The 20,991-nt window shown below is 31.7% G+C and carries 20 protein-coding genes; 12 read left to right on the plus strand and 8 right to left on the minus strand.

Going from position 1 to position 20,991, the window contains the following annotated elements:
* The first annotated feature begins 1 nt into the window (after position 1).
* Positions 2-1,210 (plus strand): aminopeptidase, encoded by a 1,209-nt coding sequence (locus tag XJ44_RS01885; RefSeq protein WP_233119496.1) that lies wholly within the window; start codon positions 2-4, stop codon positions 1,208-1,210.
* Here XJ44_RS01885 and XJ44_RS01890 read toward each other — a convergent pair.
* Genes XJ44_RS01890 through XJ44_RS01925 form a run of 8 tightly spaced genes read right to left on the minus strand, consistent with a single transcriptional unit; the run spans position 1,191 to position 7,784 of the window.
* Entirely contained in the window at positions 1,191-2,204 is a 1,014-nt protein-coding gene (locus tag XJ44_RS01890) for an ABC transporter permease (protein ID WP_077197884.1), read from the minus strand. The genes XJ44_RS01885 and XJ44_RS01890 overlap by 20 nt on opposite strands.
* Position 2,205: 1 nt before the next feature.
* A complete protein-coding gene (locus tag XJ44_RS01895; RefSeq protein ID WP_075665380.1) occupies positions 2,206-3,057 on the minus strand; it encodes an ABC transporter ATP-binding protein in 852 nt (283 codons plus the stop codon).
* A gap of 8 nt (positions 3,058-3,065) precedes the next feature.
* On the minus strand, positions 3,066-4,040 hold the full coding sequence (locus tag XJ44_RS01900; protein WP_077197885.1) for an ABC transporter permease: 975 nt from the start codon (positions 4,038-4,040) through the stop codon (positions 3,066-3,068).
* Positions 4,033-4,572 carry a macro domain-containing protein gene (locus XJ44_RS01905; RefSeq protein ID WP_077197886.1) on the minus strand — a complete coding sequence of 180 codons (540 nt, stop codon included), beginning with the start codon at positions 4,570-4,572 and terminating at the stop codon, positions 4,033-4,035. The genes XJ44_RS01900 and XJ44_RS01905 overlap by 8 nt, the downstream gene beginning before the upstream one ends.
* A complete protein-coding gene (locus XJ44_RS01910; RefSeq protein WP_075665383.1) occupies positions 4,556-5,788 on the minus strand; it encodes a replication-associated recombination protein A in 1,233 nt (410 codons plus the stop codon). Before XJ44_RS01910 ends, XJ44_RS01905 begins: the two co-directional genes overlap by 17 nt.
* Positions 5,757-6,689: an SDR family NAD(P)-dependent oxidoreductase gene (locus tag XJ44_RS01915; RefSeq protein WP_077197887.1), complete on the minus strand. Its 933-nt coding sequence runs from the start codon at positions 6,687-6,689 to the stop codon at positions 5,757-5,759. The genes XJ44_RS01910 and XJ44_RS01915 overlap by 32 nt, the downstream gene beginning before the upstream one ends.
* Complete coding sequence (locus tag XJ44_RS01920) at positions 6,689-7,192, minus strand: metal-dependent transcriptional regulator (protein WP_075665385.1); 504 nt, start codon at positions 7,190-7,192, stop codon at positions 6,689-6,691. The genes XJ44_RS01915 and XJ44_RS01920 overlap by 1 nt, the downstream gene beginning before the upstream one ends.
* On the minus strand, positions 7,182-7,784 hold the full coding sequence (locus tag XJ44_RS01925) for a uracil-DNA glycosylase (RefSeq protein ID WP_075665386.1): 603 nt from the start codon (positions 7,782-7,784) through the stop codon (positions 7,182-7,184). Before XJ44_RS01925 ends, XJ44_RS01920 begins: the two co-directional genes overlap by 11 nt.
* Before the next feature lie 177 nt (positions 7,785-7,961).
* On the opposite strand from XJ44_RS01925, the gene ppdK reads away from it, so the two are divergent.
* The 11 genes from ppdK to uvrA are packed head-to-tail and all read left to right on the plus strand — an operon-like array spanning position 7,962 to position 20,991.
* Complete coding sequence (gene ppdK / locus XJ44_RS01930) at positions 7,962-10,607, plus strand: pyruvate, phosphate dikinase (RefSeq protein ID WP_077197888.1); 2,646 nt, start codon at positions 7,962-7,964, stop codon at positions 10,605-10,607.
* 56 nt (positions 10,608-10,663) lie between these two features.
* The gene (locus tag XJ44_RS01935; protein WP_075665388.1) at positions 10,664-11,074 is read left to right on the plus strand and encodes a hypothetical protein; all 411 of its coding nucleotides are present in this window, start codon (positions 10,664-10,666) and stop codon (positions 11,072-11,074) included.
* Positions 11,071-12,423: a bifunctional UDP-N-acetylglucosamine diphosphorylase/glucosamine-1-phosphate N-acetyltransferase GlmU gene (gene glmU, locus XJ44_RS01940; protein WP_077197889.1), complete on the plus strand. Its 1,353-nt coding sequence runs from the start codon at positions 11,071-11,073 to the stop codon at positions 12,421-12,423. Before XJ44_RS01935 ends, glmU begins: the two co-directional genes overlap by 4 nt.
* Complete coding sequence (locus tag XJ44_RS01945; RefSeq protein ID WP_075665390.1) at positions 12,404-13,354, plus strand: ribose-phosphate pyrophosphokinase; 951 nt, start codon at positions 12,404-12,406, stop codon at positions 13,352-13,354. The genes glmU and XJ44_RS01945 overlap by 20 nt, the downstream gene beginning before the upstream one ends.
* Positions 13,355-13,389: 35 nt before the next feature.
* Positions 13,390-14,043: a 50S ribosomal protein L25 gene (locus XJ44_RS01950; RefSeq protein WP_075665391.1), complete on the plus strand. Its 654-nt coding sequence runs from the start codon at positions 13,390-13,392 to the stop codon at positions 14,041-14,043.
* Between the two features lie 4 nt (positions 14,044-14,047).
* Positions 14,048-14,581, plus strand: coding sequence for an aminoacyl-tRNA hydrolase (gene pth, locus XJ44_RS01955; RefSeq protein WP_077197944.1), 534 nt, complete (start codon positions 14,048-14,050; stop codon positions 14,579-14,581).
* Entirely contained in the window at positions 14,578-15,003 is a 426-nt protein-coding gene (locus XJ44_RS01960) for a hypothetical protein (protein ID WP_075665392.1), read from the plus strand. Before pth ends, XJ44_RS01960 begins: the two co-directional genes overlap by 4 nt.
* Positions 15,004-15,044: 41 nt before the next feature.
* Positions 15,045-16,601: an ABC transporter permease subunit gene (locus XJ44_RS01965; protein ID WP_077197945.1), complete on the plus strand. Its 1,557-nt coding sequence runs from the start codon at positions 15,045-15,047 to the stop codon at positions 16,599-16,601.
* Positions 16,602-16,621: 20 nt separating this feature from the next.
* Positions 16,622-17,785, plus strand: coding sequence for a type 2 periplasmic-binding domain-containing protein (locus XJ44_RS01970; RefSeq protein ID WP_077197890.1), 1,164 nt, complete (start codon positions 16,622-16,624; stop codon positions 17,783-17,785).
* Complete coding sequence (locus XJ44_RS01975; RefSeq protein WP_077197891.1) at positions 17,778-18,224, plus strand: adenylyl-sulfate kinase; 447 nt, start codon at positions 17,778-17,780, stop codon at positions 18,222-18,224. The genes XJ44_RS01970 and XJ44_RS01975 overlap by 8 nt, the downstream gene beginning before the upstream one ends.
* Before the next feature lies 1 nt (position 18,225).
* The gene (gene uvrA, locus XJ44_RS01980; RefSeq protein WP_077197892.1) at positions 18,226-20,991 is read left to right on the plus strand and encodes an excinuclease ABC subunit UvrA; all 2,766 of its coding nucleotides are present in this window, start codon (positions 18,226-18,228) and stop codon (positions 20,989-20,991) included.

Consider the following 20,991-nt stretch of genomic DNA (forward strand, 5'->3'; position numbering starts at 1 on the left):
TATGATGTTAAACAAATATGCAAAAGTTGCACTTCAAATTGGACTTAATCTTCAAGAAGGACAAATTTTATTTATAAAAGCACCGCTTGATGCAAGAGAATTTGTAGAAGAAGTAGTAAATGAAGCCTTTAATCTAGGTGCACATGATGTATACGTAAGATGGAATGATGAAGTAGTCACAAAATATCGTTTAAAAAATGCACCTATTGATGCGTTAAAAGAATATCCAAAATGGGAAATAATGGCCTCTCAATATTTACTTGATAAAAAGGGAGCGATGTTGAGTATAACTGGTGCAGATCCAGACGCATTAAAAGACGTTCCACCTGAAAGAATAGGTATTTACACAAAAACGGTAAACATCGCAAATAAAGAAATCATGAAAAGAATGATGTCTAATGAAATTTCTTGGTGTGTTGTTGCATACCCTTCAAAAAAATGGGCAAAAAAGGTATTAGGTGAAGAAAACACGGAAAAACTTCTTGAATACATTTTAAAAGCCAGTAGAATAGAAGGAAATCCCGTTGAAAACTGGAAAAAACACATAGAAAAATTAACACACATTACAAAATATCTAAATGAAAAACAATTCGACTATTTAATATACGAAGGTCCTGGTACAAATCTACAAGTTGGTCTTCCCAAAGAGCACATTTGGATATCAGGAAGCCAAAAAAACAAACAAGATATCGTTTTTGTTCCAAATATTCCAACAGAAGAGGTATTTACAGCCCCACATAAAGATAAAATAAACGGTGTGGTTTCAAATAGTTTGCCACTAGTATATGGCGGAAACATTATAGACAAATTTACACTTACCTTTAAAGACGGAAAAATAATAAATTACGATGCAAAAATAGGCAAAGATATACTAGAAACCATTTTAAACACAGATGAAGGTGCAAGAAGATTAGGTGAAGTTGCACTTGTATCCGTTGAATCCCCCATTTATCAGATGAAAAAAATCTTCTACAACACGCTATTTGATGAAAATGCAGCTTCACACTTTGCATTTGGTAGAGCATACCCAAGTTGTGTAAAAAACGGGGAAAAATTATCAGAAAAACAATTAAAAGAAGTTGGACTTAATAGTAGTCTTACACATGTTGACTTCATGATAGGCAATGAAAAAATGAACGTTTGGGGAGTTAAAGGCACGGAAAAAGTCCAAATAATGAAAAATGGTTTATTTACAATACCAAACTTATAACTACAGACAAAACAAACCATGCCAATGGAACAAATATGTGGTTGTTATATATAGAATATCCATACGACGCACGTATCCCATCTACCAAATAGGTAGATGGGATTATTTTTGAAATGGTTGAAATGAATTTTACGTTATCTACATTAAAATAAAAACCGCCTACGAACATAAATACCTGAAAAAATATGTTACCTAATACAATTGTTGTTTCTGGATTTTTGAACATCTTTGAAAGCATATAACCAAAGGAAAGAAAAACCATACTTCCAAACAAAACGTAAAACCATACGTTGTAATTAAAAATATTCACTCCATATACAAAATAATCAAAAATGGAGAATATTACACACGATAATAGAATTTGTAAAAAGGCTACCATAGTAAAAGTAAGGTAAAACCTGTTATAAGGTGTAACAGATAACCTCTTTAAGACACCTCTTCGCTCATAGAAAGAAATATTAGTTAAATATCCAAAAAAAACAACAGACATAATGTTCATAACTAAAATAGCCCCATATAGAAATTCTTGGTATCTTATATTTTTGTTTTTCTCTATTATCTTAATTGGAATATCTCTTCCCATTAAATAATTAACCTTTGAAAATGCACTTATAAAAACATCTTTGGCAATCTTTGAATCTAATTTTCCAGGAATATAGTAAACATCTACTTCAAGTGGCTCAAAAAGCTTTGTTTTCGATAAAAAAAGTGCCTTTTGAAACTTTTGATCAAAATTTTCTTCCAAAACTACAACTATATCAAGGTTCTTTTCGATAAATTGCTCTATTTTTTCTATTTTTACAATATTAAAATAGTCCTTAAAAACATCTAATACACTCGAGTTACCAATAACACCTATTTTAAAACGTATCCTTTTTTCTAAATTTCCAAAAATAGAAGTCAAAAGTAAAGTAAGCAAAATGGGAAATAATACAAACCAAAAAGTCGCCTCTTTACTTCTTAAAAACTCTATTTTCAAAAGCGCTTTAAACATATTAATCCCTCAATTCCTTTCCAGTAAGCTTTAAGAATACATCTTCAAGTGTTGGATGTCGCACAATGAATTTTTCTACGCCATCGTTTAAAAGTTTATTTATCACTTCACTCATATTTTTAGTCTCAATTATAGTTTTCCCTTCCACCACTTTTCCAAAGTTGTATTCTCCATCTACTTCAACAATTGTACTTAACCCTGAATGTTTGATCAATTCATCTGGACTACCTTCAGCTATAATTAATCCGTTATCTATAATACACACTTTATTAGATAATGTTTGCGCTTCTTCCATATAATGCGTCGTTAAAAAGATAGTTTTACCACCCCTCTTAAATTCTCTTATAATATCCCAAATATGTCTTCGAGATTGTGGATCTAACCCCGTAGTTGGTTCATCCAAAAACAAAATTTCAGGATCATTAATAAAAGATAATCCAAAGCTAAGCCTTTGAAATTGTCCACCAGAAAGTGTCTTAACCCTTTCATTTTTCTTCTCAACAAGTCCAATCATCTCTAACACTTTTTTAGGGTCGTATCCTTTTTTGTAAAAACTTCTAAAAAGTTTTAGCGTTTCATACACGGTAAGTTCTCTAAAAAGTTCTGTTTTTTGAAGAAGTACCCCTATTCTTTCCTTTATTTTCTTATCAATATCATCTACTTTTTGGCCAAAAAAATATATTTCACCTGAAGTCTTCTTTCTAAGTCCCACTAATATTTCCAAAGTTGTAGTCTTTCCAGCACCATTTGGGCCTAAAAACGAAAATATAATTCCCCTTTCTATGGAAAAACTTATTCCCTTAAGTGCTTCAAAATCTCCATATTTCTTTTTTAAATTAACCACTTTTATCATTATTTCACCTACTCTTCTGGTGCAAAAAGAATTTTTCCACCAAAATACAATAAAACAACCCCAAAAATTATTAAAGATATATTTTGTAGTAAAAATTTCCCAAAAGAATCCTGCTTAAATATAGAATGCTTAAAATTATCAAATATATACATTATGGGTAAAAAATAAGTAATGTTTTTTAAAAATTTTGGAAGAAAATCTATGGGAAAGTATATTCCAGAAAAAAATATAAAAATGGTATACAAAAATTGCGCAACAGAATTTGCAAATTTTTCAAACAAAATACTCAAAAGTATTCCAATACCCAGCATCCCCAAGACAGCCGAAATAAATGAAAACGCAAAAAATAGATAATCAACCTTTAAGTTTATATTGAAAAGAAAAATTCCAACAAGTCTTACAACAACAAAAGAAATTAGACTTACTATAAATTGAGAAAGAGAAAACGAAAGTACAAACAAAAATGCACTTAGAGGTAATACTCTAAATCTCCTTATTATTCCAATTTTTCTATATCTTTCAAATAAATTTATGGCTGAAAACATACCAATTGAAACCAATGACAAAACAAAAGAACCCAAGTAAATACTTTCTTTTTCATTTAAAACTTTATAATCTAAAATCCTTTCGTTTATTTTTACAATTTCTCTGAAATCAATAGTATCTACTTTACGTTTCAAGCCATCGATCCACAAGTCAACGGTATAATCGTTATAATTTTTGTAAACTACAATTTTTTTGCTTTCTACAAATGCCGATGCTGCGTAATTATATCTATCCTTCATCAACGCATTTTTATTACCATAGTACTTTCCAGGTATATCCAAAGGCTTATCACTAAAGTATGCAAATGAAACTTCTTTTTCATTCGAAAAAACTTGAGCAAACATTATAAAAAACACAACTGGTAAAAGAATCCCAAAGAAAAAAGATATCTTATTTCTAAAAGATTCTAAAAACAACGCTTTTATAAGATTAATCATTTGAAAATACCTCAACAAAAATTTCGTGATCTTCTTTGTCAATGTTTACAATCCTTATTTCGTCAAGACAAGTGTTATTCTTCGTAAACTTTTCTATACTTTCTTTAAAAATTTCCGCACACCTTTTCACTGGAAAACCATATATACCACTGCTAATTGCGGGAAATGCTATGGTTTTTACCCCAAGTTCACACGCTTTTTTTAAAGCACTTAAAATTGCACTTTTCAATTTTTCTTCTTCTTTATTTTTTCCACCATGCCAAATTGGCCCTACTGCGTGGATTATATATTTTGCTTCTAAATTTCCCGCAAAGGTCACCGCTACATCACCTGTATTCACAGGCCCATATTTTTGAACATATTCATCGCTTTCTTTTTGTATTGAATAACCTCCTTTTTTCAAAATTGCACCAGCAACCCCTCCACCATGTTTCAACCAAGCATTTGCTGCATTAACAATTACATCAACTTTTTCCTTTGTAATATCCCCATTTATCAATTTTACCAAAACATTATTAACCTTCACTTCCATATCTTTTCACCCCTTTCCACAGCTTGTCAACTATCTCTTTAAACCGCTTTTCTTTTCCAATAGACTTTGGTGTGTAAAAAATACTATCTGAAATTTTATCTGGAAGGTAAGATCTCTTAATAAATCCCCCATAATAATGTGGATTTTTATAACCACTTTTTTCCACGTTGAGTAAATTAAATGGAACTTTTAAATCAGGTGTTTTTTTAGCTAGTTCCATAGCTTTTGAAATAGCAATAGTTGATGAATTACTTTTTGGCGCTAAGGAAAGATAAATTACACATTCTGAAAGGTTTAAAACACACTCTGGAAGTCCCACTAATTCCACGGCTTGCGCCGTAGCGGTAGCAATTAAAATGGCCATAGGATCTGCAAGACCTATATCTTCACTTGCAAGTATAACTAATCTCCTTGCTATGAATCGAGGATCCTCACCACCTTCAAGCATACGAGCCATGTAATATAAAGCAGCATCTGGATCACTACCTCTTATACTCTTAATAAATGCAGATGCAAGGTTATAATGTTCTTTTTTTGTATAAAACTTTTTTCCCTCTCCACTATAAATTTTTATTATTTCCTCATCAACAACGTCTTTTTCTAAAGAAAGTGCTATTTCACTTAATACATCGTATAAATTTATGGCAAAGCGTGCATCGCCTGCTGAATTTTTTACTATAAATTCCATTACTTCCTCTTCTACACTAACCTTTTTTTTATTTATGGCACGTTCAATTATCTTCTTTAAATCAGATTCGCTCAACCTTTTAAAAGCAATTACCTTTACTCTGGATAAAAGGGCAGGGTTAATCATTTTAAATGGATTTTCAGTAGTTGCCCCAATAAAGATGTAACTTCCCTTTTCTATACCAGGTAAAAAGATATCCTGTTGTTTCTTATTAAACCTATGTATTTCATCTACAAAAAGCAGTATTTTTTTGACATCTTTTACCTTTTCTGCGTAATCCAAAATCTTCTTTATATCCAACGTTGAAGTTATCGCAGCATTAAAATGATAGATTTCGTAATCAGTATGTTTTTTTATAACATCTAATGTAGAAGTTTTACCACACCCTGGTGGACCATAAAAAATAGAGGAAAATAAATTGTTCCTTTCAATGGCAATCTTTAATATACCAGCTTTTCCAAACAAATGGTTTTGCCCAACTATATCCCCCAAACTTTTAGGCCTTAAAATTTCGTTTAAACCATTCAACTGTAAGTCTCAACCCCTTTTCAATATCAACTGTAGGTTTCCATCTTAATTCTTCAAGTGCCTTTGTATAACACAATACACTTTTTCTAATGTCCCCCTTTCTTGGTGGACCGTAAATGGGATCTTTTTCATACTTTATAATCTTTTTTAAGTACCCAAAAAGTTGATTAACACTTGTTTCAACGGAAGTTCCTATGTTTATTTCAAGACCGTTTCCTGCTTTTACTGCACGTAAATTGGCATTTGCCACATCTTCTACATACACATAATCTCTAATATATTCTCCATCACCATTTATAGTTACATTTTCACCTTTTAACATACGAGACACAAATATCGCTACTACTCCTGCTTCTCCAAATGGATTTTGTCTTGGACCATATACATTTGCATAGCGTAAAACTGTGTAATTTAATCCAAATTCGTGCTTTGCAAATCTTAAATAATTTTCAACGGAAAACTTTGCAATACCATATGGTGAAATAGGCTTGGGACAAATAGCTTCAGGTGTGGGGTAAATATCAACATCATCACCATATATCGCTCCACCCGTTGAAGAAAAAATAAATTTTTTCACATCTAAATCTATGGAAAGCTTTATGAGATTTAAACTACCTACTATGTTTACATTTGCATCTTCCACTGGATTTTTCACAGAAACAGAAACACTTGCTTGGGCTGCAAGATGGAAGACATAATCAAATTTATATTCATTAAAAATTTCACGCATTTTATTTTCATCTCTTATATCTGCTACTATTAACGTTGCATTTTTGTTTACATTTTCTCTTTTTCCCTTTGATAAATTGTCCACAACGACAACATCATAACCATTGTCTACAAGTTTATCAACTACGTGAGATCCAATAAATCCAGCTCCACCTGTAACTAAAACTTTCATTAGTCATCCTCCTTTAACCTTAATTTAAGTTTTAGCGCTTCTTTTGGGACATTTTTCACACCCAATTTTTTCCTTTGTTCTTTCAAAAACTTTATAAGTCCTTCTGCCTTTGTTTCATCAAAATCAATCATTATAGCATAAAAACGTCTTAATTGTTTTCTTGTTTCATTATCTAAACCGTATATCATAAGTTCGGCAACTTGCTGTGCCCTAGATTCTGAAAAACCTATAACGTACATAAAGAAATACTTCACTCTAAGTTCTCCATTGTAAATAGTGATCGCAATTCTTCTTCCTTTATTGGTTAATCTTATAAATCCATATCTTTCGTGTTCTACATAACCTAAATTAACCAACTTTTTCACAGCAGTAGTAACACTAGGATAACTAACATTTTTTATCTTTGCAACTTCCGAAATTCTTGTAACCCCTTTTTCTTTTGATAACTTGTATATAGTTACAAGGTAGTTTTCAAGAGCAGGAGTTAACTTTTTAATCGCCATTTTCTCTCTCCTTTAAAAATTGGTCATAATACTTTCTAACTCTTTTAATATCCTGCCACGTAAGGTCTTTAGGTGAACCTTTTGCCTTTGAAGGATTTCTCAACAAATAACTTGGATGAAACATAGGAAATATTATTACTCCACCCTTCCATATAAACTCATTTCCCCTAACTTTAGTAATTGCAACATTTTTTCCTAAAAATAATTCCAAAGCAGGCTTTCCCAATGTGACAATCATCTTTGGATTTATTATTTCTAATTGAGCAAATAAAAAGTGAGAACACACCCTTGCCTCTTCCTTTGTAGGCGTCCTGTTATTCGGGGGTCTGCATTTAACAATATTAGTTATATACACATCTTCTCTTTTAATATTAACGGATTCCAAAATCTTGGTTAATAACTGACCTGCCCTTCCAACAAACGGTTTACCTTGAATATCCTCTTCTTCACCTGGTCCTTCTCCAACAAAAACAATGGGACTATTTAAATTTCCTTCACCAGGTACTACATTGGTTCGATTCTCATGTAACGAACATGATTTACATTTCTTTATCCTTTCAATTATAACTTTCATTAACTCTTCTTTACTCATACTTTACCCCCAATTATTAATGTTATCTAACTTTGTTAGTATTATACCACACATCAAAAAATTTTAAAATTTTCAATTGTTACAAAATAGAAAAATACAATCATAAAATATTAACCGTATTAACCTATACGATATGATAAAATAAAGTTAGACTTAGATTTTCAAGGAGGTGTAATAATGTCAAAGAAATGGGTTTATTTCTTTGCCAATGGCCAAGCAGAAGGCCGTGCAGATATGAAAGAGATTCTTGGAGGAAAGGGCGCAAATCTCGCCGAAATGACTAACATTGGTATTCCTGTACCACCAGGATTTACTATTTCAACCGAAGTTTGTAAATATTACTATGACCATGGAAAAACATACCCAGAAGATTTAAAAACACAAGTAGATGAAGCATTAAAAAGATTAGAAGAAGTTACAGGGAAAAAACTAGGTGACCCAGAGAAACCTTTGCTTGTCTCAGTCAGGTCAGGAGCAGCTGTTTCCATGCCTGGTATGATGGACACAATTTTAAATCTTGGACTCAACGATGAAACCGTAAAAGGGCTTGCAAGACTTACAAATAATGAAAGATTTGCATACGATGCATACAGAAGATTTTTGCAAATGTTTGGTGATACAGCACTTGGAATTTCACATGCAGAATTTGAAAAAGCGTTAGAAGCAAGAAAAAAAGCCAAAGGTGTTAAATTGGATGTTGAACTTGATGCAGAAGACCTTAAAGCATTAGTTGAAGATTACAAAAAAATCTACGAAAAATTTGGAAAAGAATTTCCACAAGATACATACAAACAACTTTGGGCTGCGATTGACGCAGTTTTTGGTTCTTGGATGAACGAAAGGGCAATAAAATACAGACAAATTAACAACATAAAAGAAGGAGAATTACTCGGTACTGCTGTTAATATTGTTACAATGGTCTTTGGTAACATGGGAGAAGATTGCGGTACAGGTGTTTGTTTTACAAGAGACCCAAACACAGGAGAGAAGAAACCATATGGTGAATTCTTACAAAATGCACAAGGTGAAGATGTTGTTGCAGGTATAAGAACTCCCGTTCCACTAGATGAGCTCAAGAAAATCAACGAAAATGTATACAACGAACTTCTCAGCATCATGAAAAATCTTGAAAAACATTATAAAGACATGCAAGATATAGAATTTACAATTGAAAAAGGTAAACTCTACATTCTTCAAACGAGAAATGGCAAAAGAACAAGTCAAGCTGCTATTAAAATAGCCGTAGATCTTGTCCATGAAGGACTTATCGATAAAGAAACGGCAGTTATACGTGTCAAACCTGAAGATGTGGAAAGGGTTCTCCACGCAAAGTTCGATGAAAATGAAATTAAAAACGCAAAATTAATTGCCAAAGGGCTTCCCGCATCTCCAGGTGCAGCAACCGGTAAGGTTTACTTTGATGCTGCAAAAGTTGAAGAAATGGCAAAAAAAGGAGAACCAGTTATCCTTGTAAGACCTGAAACAAGTCCTGAAGATGTTGGTGGAATGAACGCAGCAGAAGGTATACTTACTGCTAGAGGCGGTATGACTTCGCACGCAGCAGTGGTTGCAAGAGGAATGGGAAAACCAGCAGTAGTTGGTGCAGAAGACATCTTCGTAGATGAAGAAAACTTGGAATTTAAGGTTAACGACGTCGTCGTAAAAGAAGGAGATTGGATCTCAATAGATGGTACAACGGGCAGTGTTTATCTTGGAAAAGTTAAGACAGTAAAACCACAAGGTCTTGAAGGACCCGTTGCTGAACTTCTAACCTGGGCCGATGAAATTAGAAGACTCGGTGTAAGAACTAACGCGGATGTACCAAGAGATGCAAAAGTTGCAAGAGATTTTGGTGCAGAAGGTATAGGACTTTGCAGAACAGAGCATATGTTCTTTGAAAAAGATAGAATTCCCAAAGTAAGAAGAATGATCGTTGCCAAAACAAAAGAACAGAGAGAAGCAGCACTTGCGGAATTATTACCTCTTCAAAAAGACGACTTTAAGGGATTGTTTAGAACAATGAAAGGATTACCTGTAACCATAAGGCTTATAGATCCTCCTCTACATGAATTTTTACCACACGATGAAGAACAGATGAAAGAAGTAGCTGAACAAATAGGTATTACTGTTGAAGAATTAAAAACGGTAGTTGAACAACTTCACGAATTGAATCCAATGCTTGGACATAGAGGTTGTAGGCTTACAATCACTTATCCAGAAATTGCAGTAATGCAAACTAAAGCTATAATCGGCGCTGCAATTGAACTAAAGAAAGAAGAAAATATCGATGTAATTCCAGAAATAATGATACCTCTTGTAGGACATATCAACGAGTTAAAATACGTAAAGAAAATAGTAGTTGAAACAGCCGACTCACTTATAAAAGAATCTGGTATAGAATTAACGTACAAAGTAGGTACAATGATTGAAATCCCAAGAGCTGCCGTGACAGCTGATCAAATAGCACAAGAAGCGGAATTTTTCAGTTTTGGAACAAACGACTTAACACAAATGACATTTGGGTTCAGCCGTGACGATGTTGGAAAATTCATGCCAGAATACCTTGAAAAAGGTATACTCGAACATGATCCATTCAAGAGTCTTGATTGGGATGGCGTAGGTCAATTGGTTAAAATGGGAACCGAAAAGGGCAAAAGCACAAGAAAAGACCTTAAAGTTGGAGTTTGTGGCGAACACGGTGGTGATCCAAGATCCATTCTATTCTTTGACGCAGCAGGCCTTGATTATGTAAGCTGTTCTCCATACAGGGTACCAGTTGCAAGAATAGCAGCAGCTCAAGCAACAATTAAAAATAGAAAATAACATTCATTATACACTAATGGGCCCATATGGGCCCATTAGTATTTGGAGGTGTTAGTGTGTCATTTCTATTATTTTCAATCGCATCTTCAATTATTCTATACTTTTTTACAAAATCTTATCTTTATTTTTCCCTAATTTTTCTGGGAATTTATTATTTCAAAAAAGACAATTTAAAATTACAAAGTCTATTAAGCTTAACGCTTATTTTAATGATAGCGTTGGCTTTTTTTTCAACTATTCGTGGTTATGAACCAAAAGGTCTAATTCTTCTACTTATTGCAACATTTTCTTCAATATTGTATGATATACTTAAAAAGCCTATTTGGAGTATACCTTTTTTCTCGCTTTTGGGTATATCAATTTCAATGATTGGTTCTATAAAATACGGAAATCTAGGGTATTTTTTTGGACTTTTGATAATTCCAATATTTCTAAGAGAGTTTAGAAAAAGGGGTGAAAAAAGTTGAAAACCCTTATTTTAGCGGCAGGTATGGGAAAAAGAATGAATTCAAAATATCCAAAAGTTATACATGAAATTTTTGGAAAACCCATGATTTTGTGGGTAATTGAAACTGCAAAAAAATTTGGAGAGGTTGCAGTTGTTTTAGGTCACAAATATGAAATGGTAGAAGATAAACTATCAAGTGATGTGAGAATTTACATCCAAAAAAAGCAACTGGGGACAGCACATGCGGTAATGTCCGCAATTGAATTTGTATCTAAAGATGATAATTTATTGATATTATACGGAGATGTACCATTTATATCATATGAAACTTTAAAAAGACTTGAAAAAGTACATTTGGAAAGTAACAGTGATGTTACTATACTAACGGCAATATTGGAAAATCCTAGCGGATATGGTAGGATTGTAAGAGATGATAAAATAAAGATAATAGAAGACAAAGACGCAGACGATGAAGTCAAAAAGATCAAAGAAATAAATACGGGAATTTATATTATAAAAGGTAGATATTTAATAGAAAATATAAATAAAATCAATAACAATAACGCACAAGGTGAGTATTATCTCACAGATATTTTGAAATTTACGGAAAAAATTTCAACTGTTATAACCGAAAATATAGATGAAATAACAGGTATTAATGATAGAATACAACTTGCAAGGTTAGAAAAAAGAATAAGAAAAAAAATCAATGAAAAATTAATGAAAGAAGGGGTAAGGATAATTGACCCTGATGTAGTTTATATAGATCCTCAAGTAAAGATTGGAAAAGACACCATTATTTACCCTTTTACATTTATAGAAGGGGATACGACAATAGGTGAAGATTGTATCATAGGTCCCATGACAAGAATTAAAAATTCCAAAATAGGAAATAATGTAATTATAAATAGATCCGAAGTTGAAAAAGCAGAAGTAAAAGATAACGTATCTGTCGGTCCATATGCGAGATTGAGGGAAGGAACAACATTAGACACAAACGTTAAGATAGGAAATTTTGTTGAAACGAAAAAAACAGTTATGGGGCAAAATAGCAAAGCACAACATTTAACTTACTTAGGTGACGCAACTATTGGAAAAAATGTCAACATTGGTGCTGGGACTATAACGTGTAATTACGATGGAAAAAAGAAACATCCCACGTTTATTGAAGATAATGTATTTATTGGAAGCAACAGCTCACTAGTTGCACCTGTGAAAATCGGAAAAAATTCCATTACTGCTGCAGGTTCAACAATTACAAACAATGTTCCCGAAAATAGCCTTGCTATCGCAAGGGAAAGACAGATTAACAAAGAAAATTGGGTTTTAAAAAAAGGGGGAAATAAAAATGCAAATAACAAAAAATGAAATGAAAATTTTTACGGGAAATGCAAATAGAGAACTTGCAATAAAGGTTTCAGAGTATATAGGCACAAGACTTGCAGATTGTGAAGTCGGTAAATTTGCAGATGGGGAAATAAATGTAAAAATTGGTGAAACTGTTAGAGGACATGATACATTTATTATTCAACCCACATGTCCTCCGGTAAATGAAAATTTAATGGAACTTTTAATAATGATAGATGCACTTAAAAGGGCGTCAGCAAATAGTATAGCTGTTGTTATACCATACTACGGTTATGCAAGACAAGATAGAAAAGCTAAAGGCCGTGATCCAATAACGGCAAAGCTAGTGGCGAATTTACTTACAGTTGCAGGGGCAACTAGGGTAATGACTGTTGATTTACATTCAGAGCAAATTCAAGGCTTTTTTGATATACCACTTGATAATTTGTGGAGTTTTCCCATATTTGCAAAAAAATTAAAAAGCGATAAAATATTAGAAGATGATTACGTTATAGTATCACCAGATGTTGGTGGCGTAAAAAGGGCACGACAATTTGCAGAAAGATTGGGTGGTCCACTTGCAATCTTAGACAAAAGAAGACCAAAGGATAATGTTGCAGAAATTTTAAATATAATAGGTGATGTAAAAGATAAAACTGCAGTTATTGTTGATGATATTGCCGATACGGCAAGGTCTTTAGTAAATGCCGCAAAGATAATAAAAGAAAATGGTGCAAAGAAAGTTATTGCATGTATTACTCACCCCGTTCTTTCAGACGGTGCAATCGAAAGGATTCAAAAATCTGTAATAGAGAAGATATACGTTTCAGACTCGATTAGTCACGAAAATTTACCGGATAAATTTTCAGTCGTTTCACTTGCACCACTACTCGGTGAAGCGATCATGCGAGTAAGAAAGAACTTATCGGTGAGCATACTTTTTAGACAATAATAAAACCCATAAAAATAAAAAGAGGAGGTTTTAGTATGGCAGAGCACAAACTTGAGGCCCTTGTAAGAAGTGTTATTGGAAACAAAAGGGCTGTCAGAAGATTGAGAAAACAAGGTTTTGTACCTGGTGTTGTTTATGGGCCAGATATTGAACCACTATCTATTTCCATTAGAAAGACAAATTTGATTAAACTTCTTCACGAAGTAACAGAAGCAAGTGCTATTACACTTAACGTTAAGGATGACTCTGGAAAAGAAGTATTTTCCCACGTAGCATTTATTAAAAACGTACAATATGATAAATTAACCGACGAAGTTAAACATATTGATTTCTACGTACCAGAAAAAGGACATAAAATGAACATTAACATACCTATTGAATTTGTAGGAAAGCCAAAAGGTGTGGAAAAAGGCGGAGTTATTGAAGTAATTCACCACGAACTTCCAGTTGAAACATTGCCATCTGTAATAATTGAAAAATTGGAAATTGATATTAGCAACTTAAATCTTGGTGAATCATTGCACGTTTCAGATTTGAAACTTCCAGAAGGTATGGAAGCTGAACTTCCAGAAAATGAACCCATAATTACAGTTGCCGTTCCAAGAGGCATGGAAGTTGAAGGAGAAGAAACAGCAGAAGAACCAGTAGAACCTGAAGTTATTGAAAAAGGTAAAAAGGAGGAAGAATAATATAATTTTAGTTGTTGGTCTTGGAAATTCTGGTCCACGTTATGCCTTCACTAGGCATAACGTGGGTTTTATGTTTCTAGATAAAATAGCAAGTTCATGGAAAAAAAAATATAATTTCGAATATTCTATAAAAGATAACCTATACATGGTTAAACCTTTGACATATATGAATCTTAGTGGCGATATATTTAACTATTTAAATCCAGATGATTTTGATGATATAATTATAGTGTACGATGATGTAAGTTTACCACTTGGAAAAATAAGAATAAGAAAAAAAGGTTCACATGGTGGACATAATGGTATAAAATCGCTAATATCGTATCTTGGAACCAATTTTAAAAGAATTCGAATAGGCATTGGACCTTTACCTGAAGATACTGATTTGGTGAATTTCGTATTGGGAGAATTTTCAAATACGGAATTGAAAATATTAGACAAAGTATTAACACTATCCATTGAAGCTTTAAAATCTATAATCAATGATGGGATTGATAAAGCCATGAGCCTCTTCAACTCAAAAGAGGTGAAAGTGTGAAAAAGTGTAACAGATGTGGAAGAAAAGCCGATTTCTTTTTAATAGTTGATATAGATATTGCAAAAAAAGAAATAGCGTTTTGCAAAAGTTGTCTTGAAGAAACAATAAAATATGATACAACAAAATATACAAAAGCTGGAGTAGAATTAATTGCTGCACACATAGAATATGCAGAGGATATATTCTCTGAGTCTACTAAATTTATAGTAAACAATGTTGAGATTTTAACTTTAATGCCTCTTGCTGTACAGAGCGCATTATTCAAACATGATGAATTAACAAAAAAACGATTAATAAAAGACATACAACAAAGGCAATTATTTTTCTTAAAGCAAAAACTCAACAAAGCTTTAAAAAGTGAACAATATAATATTGCCAAAAAAATAAAAGAACAAATTGATAATTTGAGCAATCAAGAGTAAATTTGTTTTTCCCACCTATAAAATGTTATAATCTTCTTGACATGATAGCCATAATAATATTCGTATTCTTTTTAAATTTTTTACCGTTATTTTACGGTACTTTTTTTGCATTTATACCTAACAATTCATTCACTTTATCAGTGCTACTTGCCACGTTAAAGGCCAAATATTTTTACTTGAGCCTTATCATTTCTGTATTATATGCTATCCTTTCAAGCATTTTATCCACATACATTGCACTCTACCTATCAAAGGTACTAAAAAAAATACTCATTTTTTTAATAATTGGATGGGTCATTCCACCTTACATTGGCGTCCCAATATTTAGGACATTTTTTGAAAAATATACGGATATTACCGTAAATCCGGTTTTGTCGTTTGTTGTATCAATACTAATTTCCTCGTGGTTTTTAATACCTTTTTCCGCATTCTTTTTGTATTCGTATATCAAAAATATCAATCAAAAATATCTTGAAGCATTTTTGTTAGATTCAAATAATATAAGCTTATACTACAACAAAATAGTAATTCCAAATATCAAAGGAGCAATAAGTGCAGTATTGTTTTTAAATTTCATATCCGCCTTTAAAGATTTTCAAGTACCATGGCTTCTTTTAGAAGGCGGTGCACCTATGAAAATAGGAATTACTAATAAAGGAATTATAGGTGCAACTACAAATCTTGAGGTTCTTATTTACAAATTCTTCAATCAAAATATTGATACATCAAAAATAGCGGCTATCTTTACACTTACAATTACGTTTTTAAGTTCTTTTTATTTTTTTAGAAAAAAGATACGTATAAAGTTTAATATTTCAATATTTAACAAAATTTTAGCTTACATATGGATATTTACAATAATTGCTTTTTTCCTAATAATAATCAACCTTTCATTTTCAAGTTCCCCAAGTATATATTTAAAAGGTCATTTTACACTCGATAACTTTCAAAAAGTGTTTAGCAAAGATTTTTTCAATTCTTTTTTCAACACTTTTATTATTTCATTTTCAGTATCTTTTCTTGGAATTTTCCTATCTACATATTTTGCATTTAAACTTCTACATTTTCGTTTTGGAAAATCTTTTCTTGCCTTCTTTAATTTTTCAAAAATATTTTTTGGATTACACTCATTGATATTCATATTTTACATATTTTCAAAAATCCACATATTAAATACATTCTTTTCTGTAATACTTGTTATAACGTCAAAAAATTTGCCTTTTCTAACATTACTTTCATTTTACACATTTAAAGATTTTCCAGAAGAATTATTCTATCTTTCGAAGCTAGATGGCCTTTCAAACAACAAATTCTTTTTTAAAATACTAATCCCAAACAATTTTCCATTAATCTCTTCACTATTCTTGCTCTCTACTTTAAATAGTTTTAACTCTTTTCTTCCTCCACTTTTATTTTTATACGATGCCAAAAAATACCCGTTGAGTCTACTTCTTTACAACTACGTTGGAACAATAAGCAATCACTATCCGCAATGGAATGTGTTTTCAGCAATAAGTATAATAAATCTATTAATATTAATCTTTCTTTCAATAATATTAATAAAAATAACAGATATTTCCCATCTACAATATTACTAAATTACTAAGGAGGGGTTGTTGTGAAGAAATTATTTGGAGTTATATTTTTATTTTTTTCCATATTGTATTTTTCAACTGATTTACCCGAATACCACGTAATTGAATTAATAAAGCCATTTAAAGAAATAAGAAAAATCACAATTTACACGGAAAAAAATATCTATAATGTAGATCTTTATGATACAGTCTTAAAAGATTCAAACTCTTACTATTTTAAAGGTGAAAAAATAAAAGAAATAAAAGTAGATGGTAAATACCTTAAAGAAAAAAATTGGGAAATTTGGCTTTCTTGGGAAGGAACAGATGACATAAAAACATTTATTGAAAATTATACAAAGTTAAATGATGTAAAAATTAAAGTTTTGTCTATACCCAAAATTTCTTCTAAAATTATCCCACAAAGTAAAAGTAATATCAAACTTCCAGATGTAATAATGGCAAGCGCATTTGATTATCCCACATACAAAAAGTTAAATATAATAAAAGGTAATGCATACAACTTCTATTTTGACACACAGGTTGTTTATGTAAATAAAAAATTTGAAGGTATGATAAAAAATTGGGACATAAAGGAGATAGAAAAAATACTAAAAACAACCGGTAAAAAAATTGCAATAAATCCAATTAGTGCATATTGGTTTTCTACATTTTTAATGGGGTACGGAAAAATCCCACTAATTGGTGAAAAATTTGTTTTAAACGATGAAATAACAAAAAAAGCAATCCTCAAGATTAAAAGTTGGTATAAAAATGGATACTTTGATTTTCTAAATAAACAGGCACAAATAGCGTCATTTAACAACGAGGAATCAATATTTATGTTTCAAGGGACATTTTTATATCCTACCCTAAAAAAACTAATGCCAAATAAGTTTATTGTGAAACCACTACCAAAACCATTAATCCCATTTAAAGATTACAAAGTATTCGTTACAACAAAAGATGGAAATGAAGATTTCACAAAGTGGTTAACACTGCTATTAAAATCCCCAAGGTTTAAAAAGTTTTTTTCAGAAAAATATTATAAATTTTTTGACGAAACAATGCCTGGAAAACCTATACCATTTGATTTAAGATACGTTAACTTTCACAAAAATGTAAGTGATATACTAAAACTAATATTACTTGATAAAATAGAAATAAACAAAGCACTAGATAATTTGGAGAGAATCGTAAATGAGTAATTTTATAATTTGGCTTACTGGAAAAAGTGGTACGGGAAAGTCTACTCTTGCAAAGAAACTAAATGAATATTATCAAAATTCAATAATATTAGAAGGATATGAAATTTTTGCGAATATAAATCTTGATATAAAAACAAGAATGCTAATTCTTGGAAATATTTCGTATCTGCTTTCTAAAAAATTTATAGTAATAGTCCCCTCTGTATCTCCGTTAAAAAAAATAAGAAAACAAATTTCAAAAAATTCTCCTGTAAAATTTTTTGAAATCTATCTCTCTTCAAAATTGAAAGAAAAAAACACCCCATTTTCAAAATATGTAGATTCAATATACGAGATATCAGATGACTTTGATCTTGAAATCAATACATCACTTCACAATATTGATGAATGTGTTAGAATTATAATAGAATATGTAAACAAAAATATACAAGGGGTATAAAATGGATTATATTGTAGTAAAAGGCGCAAAAGTTCATAATCTAAAAAACATAACTGTTAAAATTCCAAAAAATAAATTGACAGTTATAACTGGTTTATCGGGCTCAGGAAAAAGTTCTTTAGCCCTTGATACCATTTACATAGAAGGACAGAGAAGATATCTTGAAAGTCTTTCATCATATGCACGGCAATTTATTGGAAACCTAAAAAAACCAGATGTAGAAAGTATAGAAGGCCTTTCTCCTTCCATAGCCATTGATCAAAAGAGTGTATCTCACAATCCACGTTCCACAGTAGGAACGATCACAGAAATTTATGATCTCCTACGCGTGTTGTATGCAAAAATTGGAGAACCCCACTGTTATAAATGTGGTAGAAAACTTGAAAAAATGAGTATTGATGAAATAGTAAAAGACGTATACAAAAATTTTGACGGAAAAAGAATATACGTAGAATCTCCTATTGCAATTGAAAAAAAAGGAACATTCAAAGATGTATTTGAAAAACTTTTAGAAAAAGGTTATGTAAGAGTAGAAGTAGACAACAAAATATACAGAATTGAAGAGGTACCTGAATTAAACAAAAACATAAGACACAATATTTTCTTAGTAGTAGATAGATTAAAATTAAAAGCTGACAAAGATACAAAATACAGAATTTTCGATTCTATAGAACTAGCTCTAAAGGAAGGAAATGGCGTTATATATATAAAAAATATGGATGATAACACTACAAAAATATACTCTGAAAAAATGATGTGCCCTACTTGTGGAATATCCATGCCGGAAATTACTCCAAAACTTTTTTCGTTCAATAGCCCATACGGGGCATGTCAAAGGTGTCATGGCCTGGGATTCACATTAGAAGTTGATCCTGAAAAGGTTATTGATTTTGACAAACCTGTTTTTGAAGCTATCCAAATTGGGCACAAAGAAGATGGATGGATCCCACGAAAGATCAAAAAGATATTAAAAATTTACGGTGGATCTCCCGAAAAACCATTTAGAGAACTTTCCGAAGACACACAAGAAGCTATATTGTATGGTACCACTTTCTTTGATGGACTTATCCCAATTGTCCGCCAAAGATACGAATACGCATCTTCCGAAGAAGGGAGACAATGGATACTAAACAAATTTTTCATAGAAAACACCTGTCATGCATGTAATGGAAAAAGGTTAAGAAAAGAAGCACTATCAGTTTTGATAGAAAAAATAAATATAACTGATTTTACAGAACTTCCCATTTCACAAGAATACGAATTTATCAAATCACTAAAGGAAAAATTACCCTCCAAGAAGATGGAGATAGTAAAAGAATTAATAGAAGAACTAGAAAAAAGGCTTTTATTCTTGAATGAAGTAGGGCTTGGTTATCTTACCCTTTCAAGGAATGTAAAAACTCTATCCGGAGGAGAAGCACAAAGAATAAGACTTGCGACTCAAATTGGATCAGGTTTAACAGGTGTTACATATGTACTTGATGAACCAACTATTGGATTACACCAAAGTGATAATGAAAAATTAATCGGCACTCTAAAAAAGCTCAAAGATTTGGGTAATACTGTAATAGTAGTTGAACACGATGAAGATGTGATTAAAAACGCAGATTACCTTATAGACATTGGCCCTAAAGCCGGGGTAAATGGTGGAAAAGTTGTATTTCAAGGGCCAATATCTAAAATTAAAAACGCAAAAAATTCAATTACTGCAAAGTATCTAACTGGAAAATTAAAAATAGAAGTTCCAGATAAGAGAAGAAAAGGAAATGGAAAAGAACTTGTGCTCGTAGGTGCTAAACACAACAATTTAAAAAACCTCACAGTTACATTTCCATTAGGAACATTTATATGCATTACAGGGGTATCTGGTTCTGGAAAAAGTTCTTTAATTTTAGATACACTATACCCAACATTAATGAATCATCTCCATAACTCAAAATTACCAACAGGTGCATATGATTATATAGAAGGTTTAGAGTATATAGACAAAGTTATTGCAATTGATCAATCTCCAATAGGTAGAACACCAAGAAGTAATCCCGCTACTTATACAAAAGTATTTGATGAAATTAGAAAACTATTTTCAATGACCCCTCTTGCAAAAGCAAGAGGGTATAACTCAGGACGCTTTAGTTTCAACGTAAAAGGTGGAAGGTGTGAACATTGCAAAGGGCAGGGTGTAATAAAGGTTGAAATGTTATTTTTACCAGACGTATACGTTGAATGTGAAGTATGTAAAGGGAAAAGATACAACAGTGAAACTTTAGAAGTTACATACAAGGAAAAAAATATTTCGGAAATATTAGACATGACTGTAGAAGAAGCACTGGAGTTTTTTAAAAACATTCCCAGCATCTACTCTACACTAAGTGTATTAAACGAAGTGGGACTTTCATACATAAAACTTGGGCAACCGGCACCTACTTTATCAGGCGGTGAAGCACAGCGTGTAAAACTTGCATCTGAACTTAAGAAAAAAGCTACTGGAAAAACAATCTACATACTTGATGAACCAACAGTCGGTTTACACTTTGACGATGTCAAAAAATTAATCCATGTACTAAATAAACTTGTTGATAAAGGTAATACTGTAATAGTTATAGAACATAACTTGGATGTAATTAAAACAGCAGACTACATAATAGATTTAGGCCCAACAGGTGGAGATGATGGAGGATATATAGTTGCAAAAGGCACACCTGAACAAATAGCACATTCCAAAAAATCATTAACTGGAAAATATCTAAAAAAAATCCTAGGAGGATAA

The sequence above is a fragment of the Thermosipho affectus genome (assembly GCF_001990485.1).
In the GTDB taxonomy this organism is placed as follows: domain Bacteria; phylum Thermotogota; class Thermotogae; order Thermotogales; family Fervidobacteriaceae; genus Thermosipho; species Thermosipho affectus.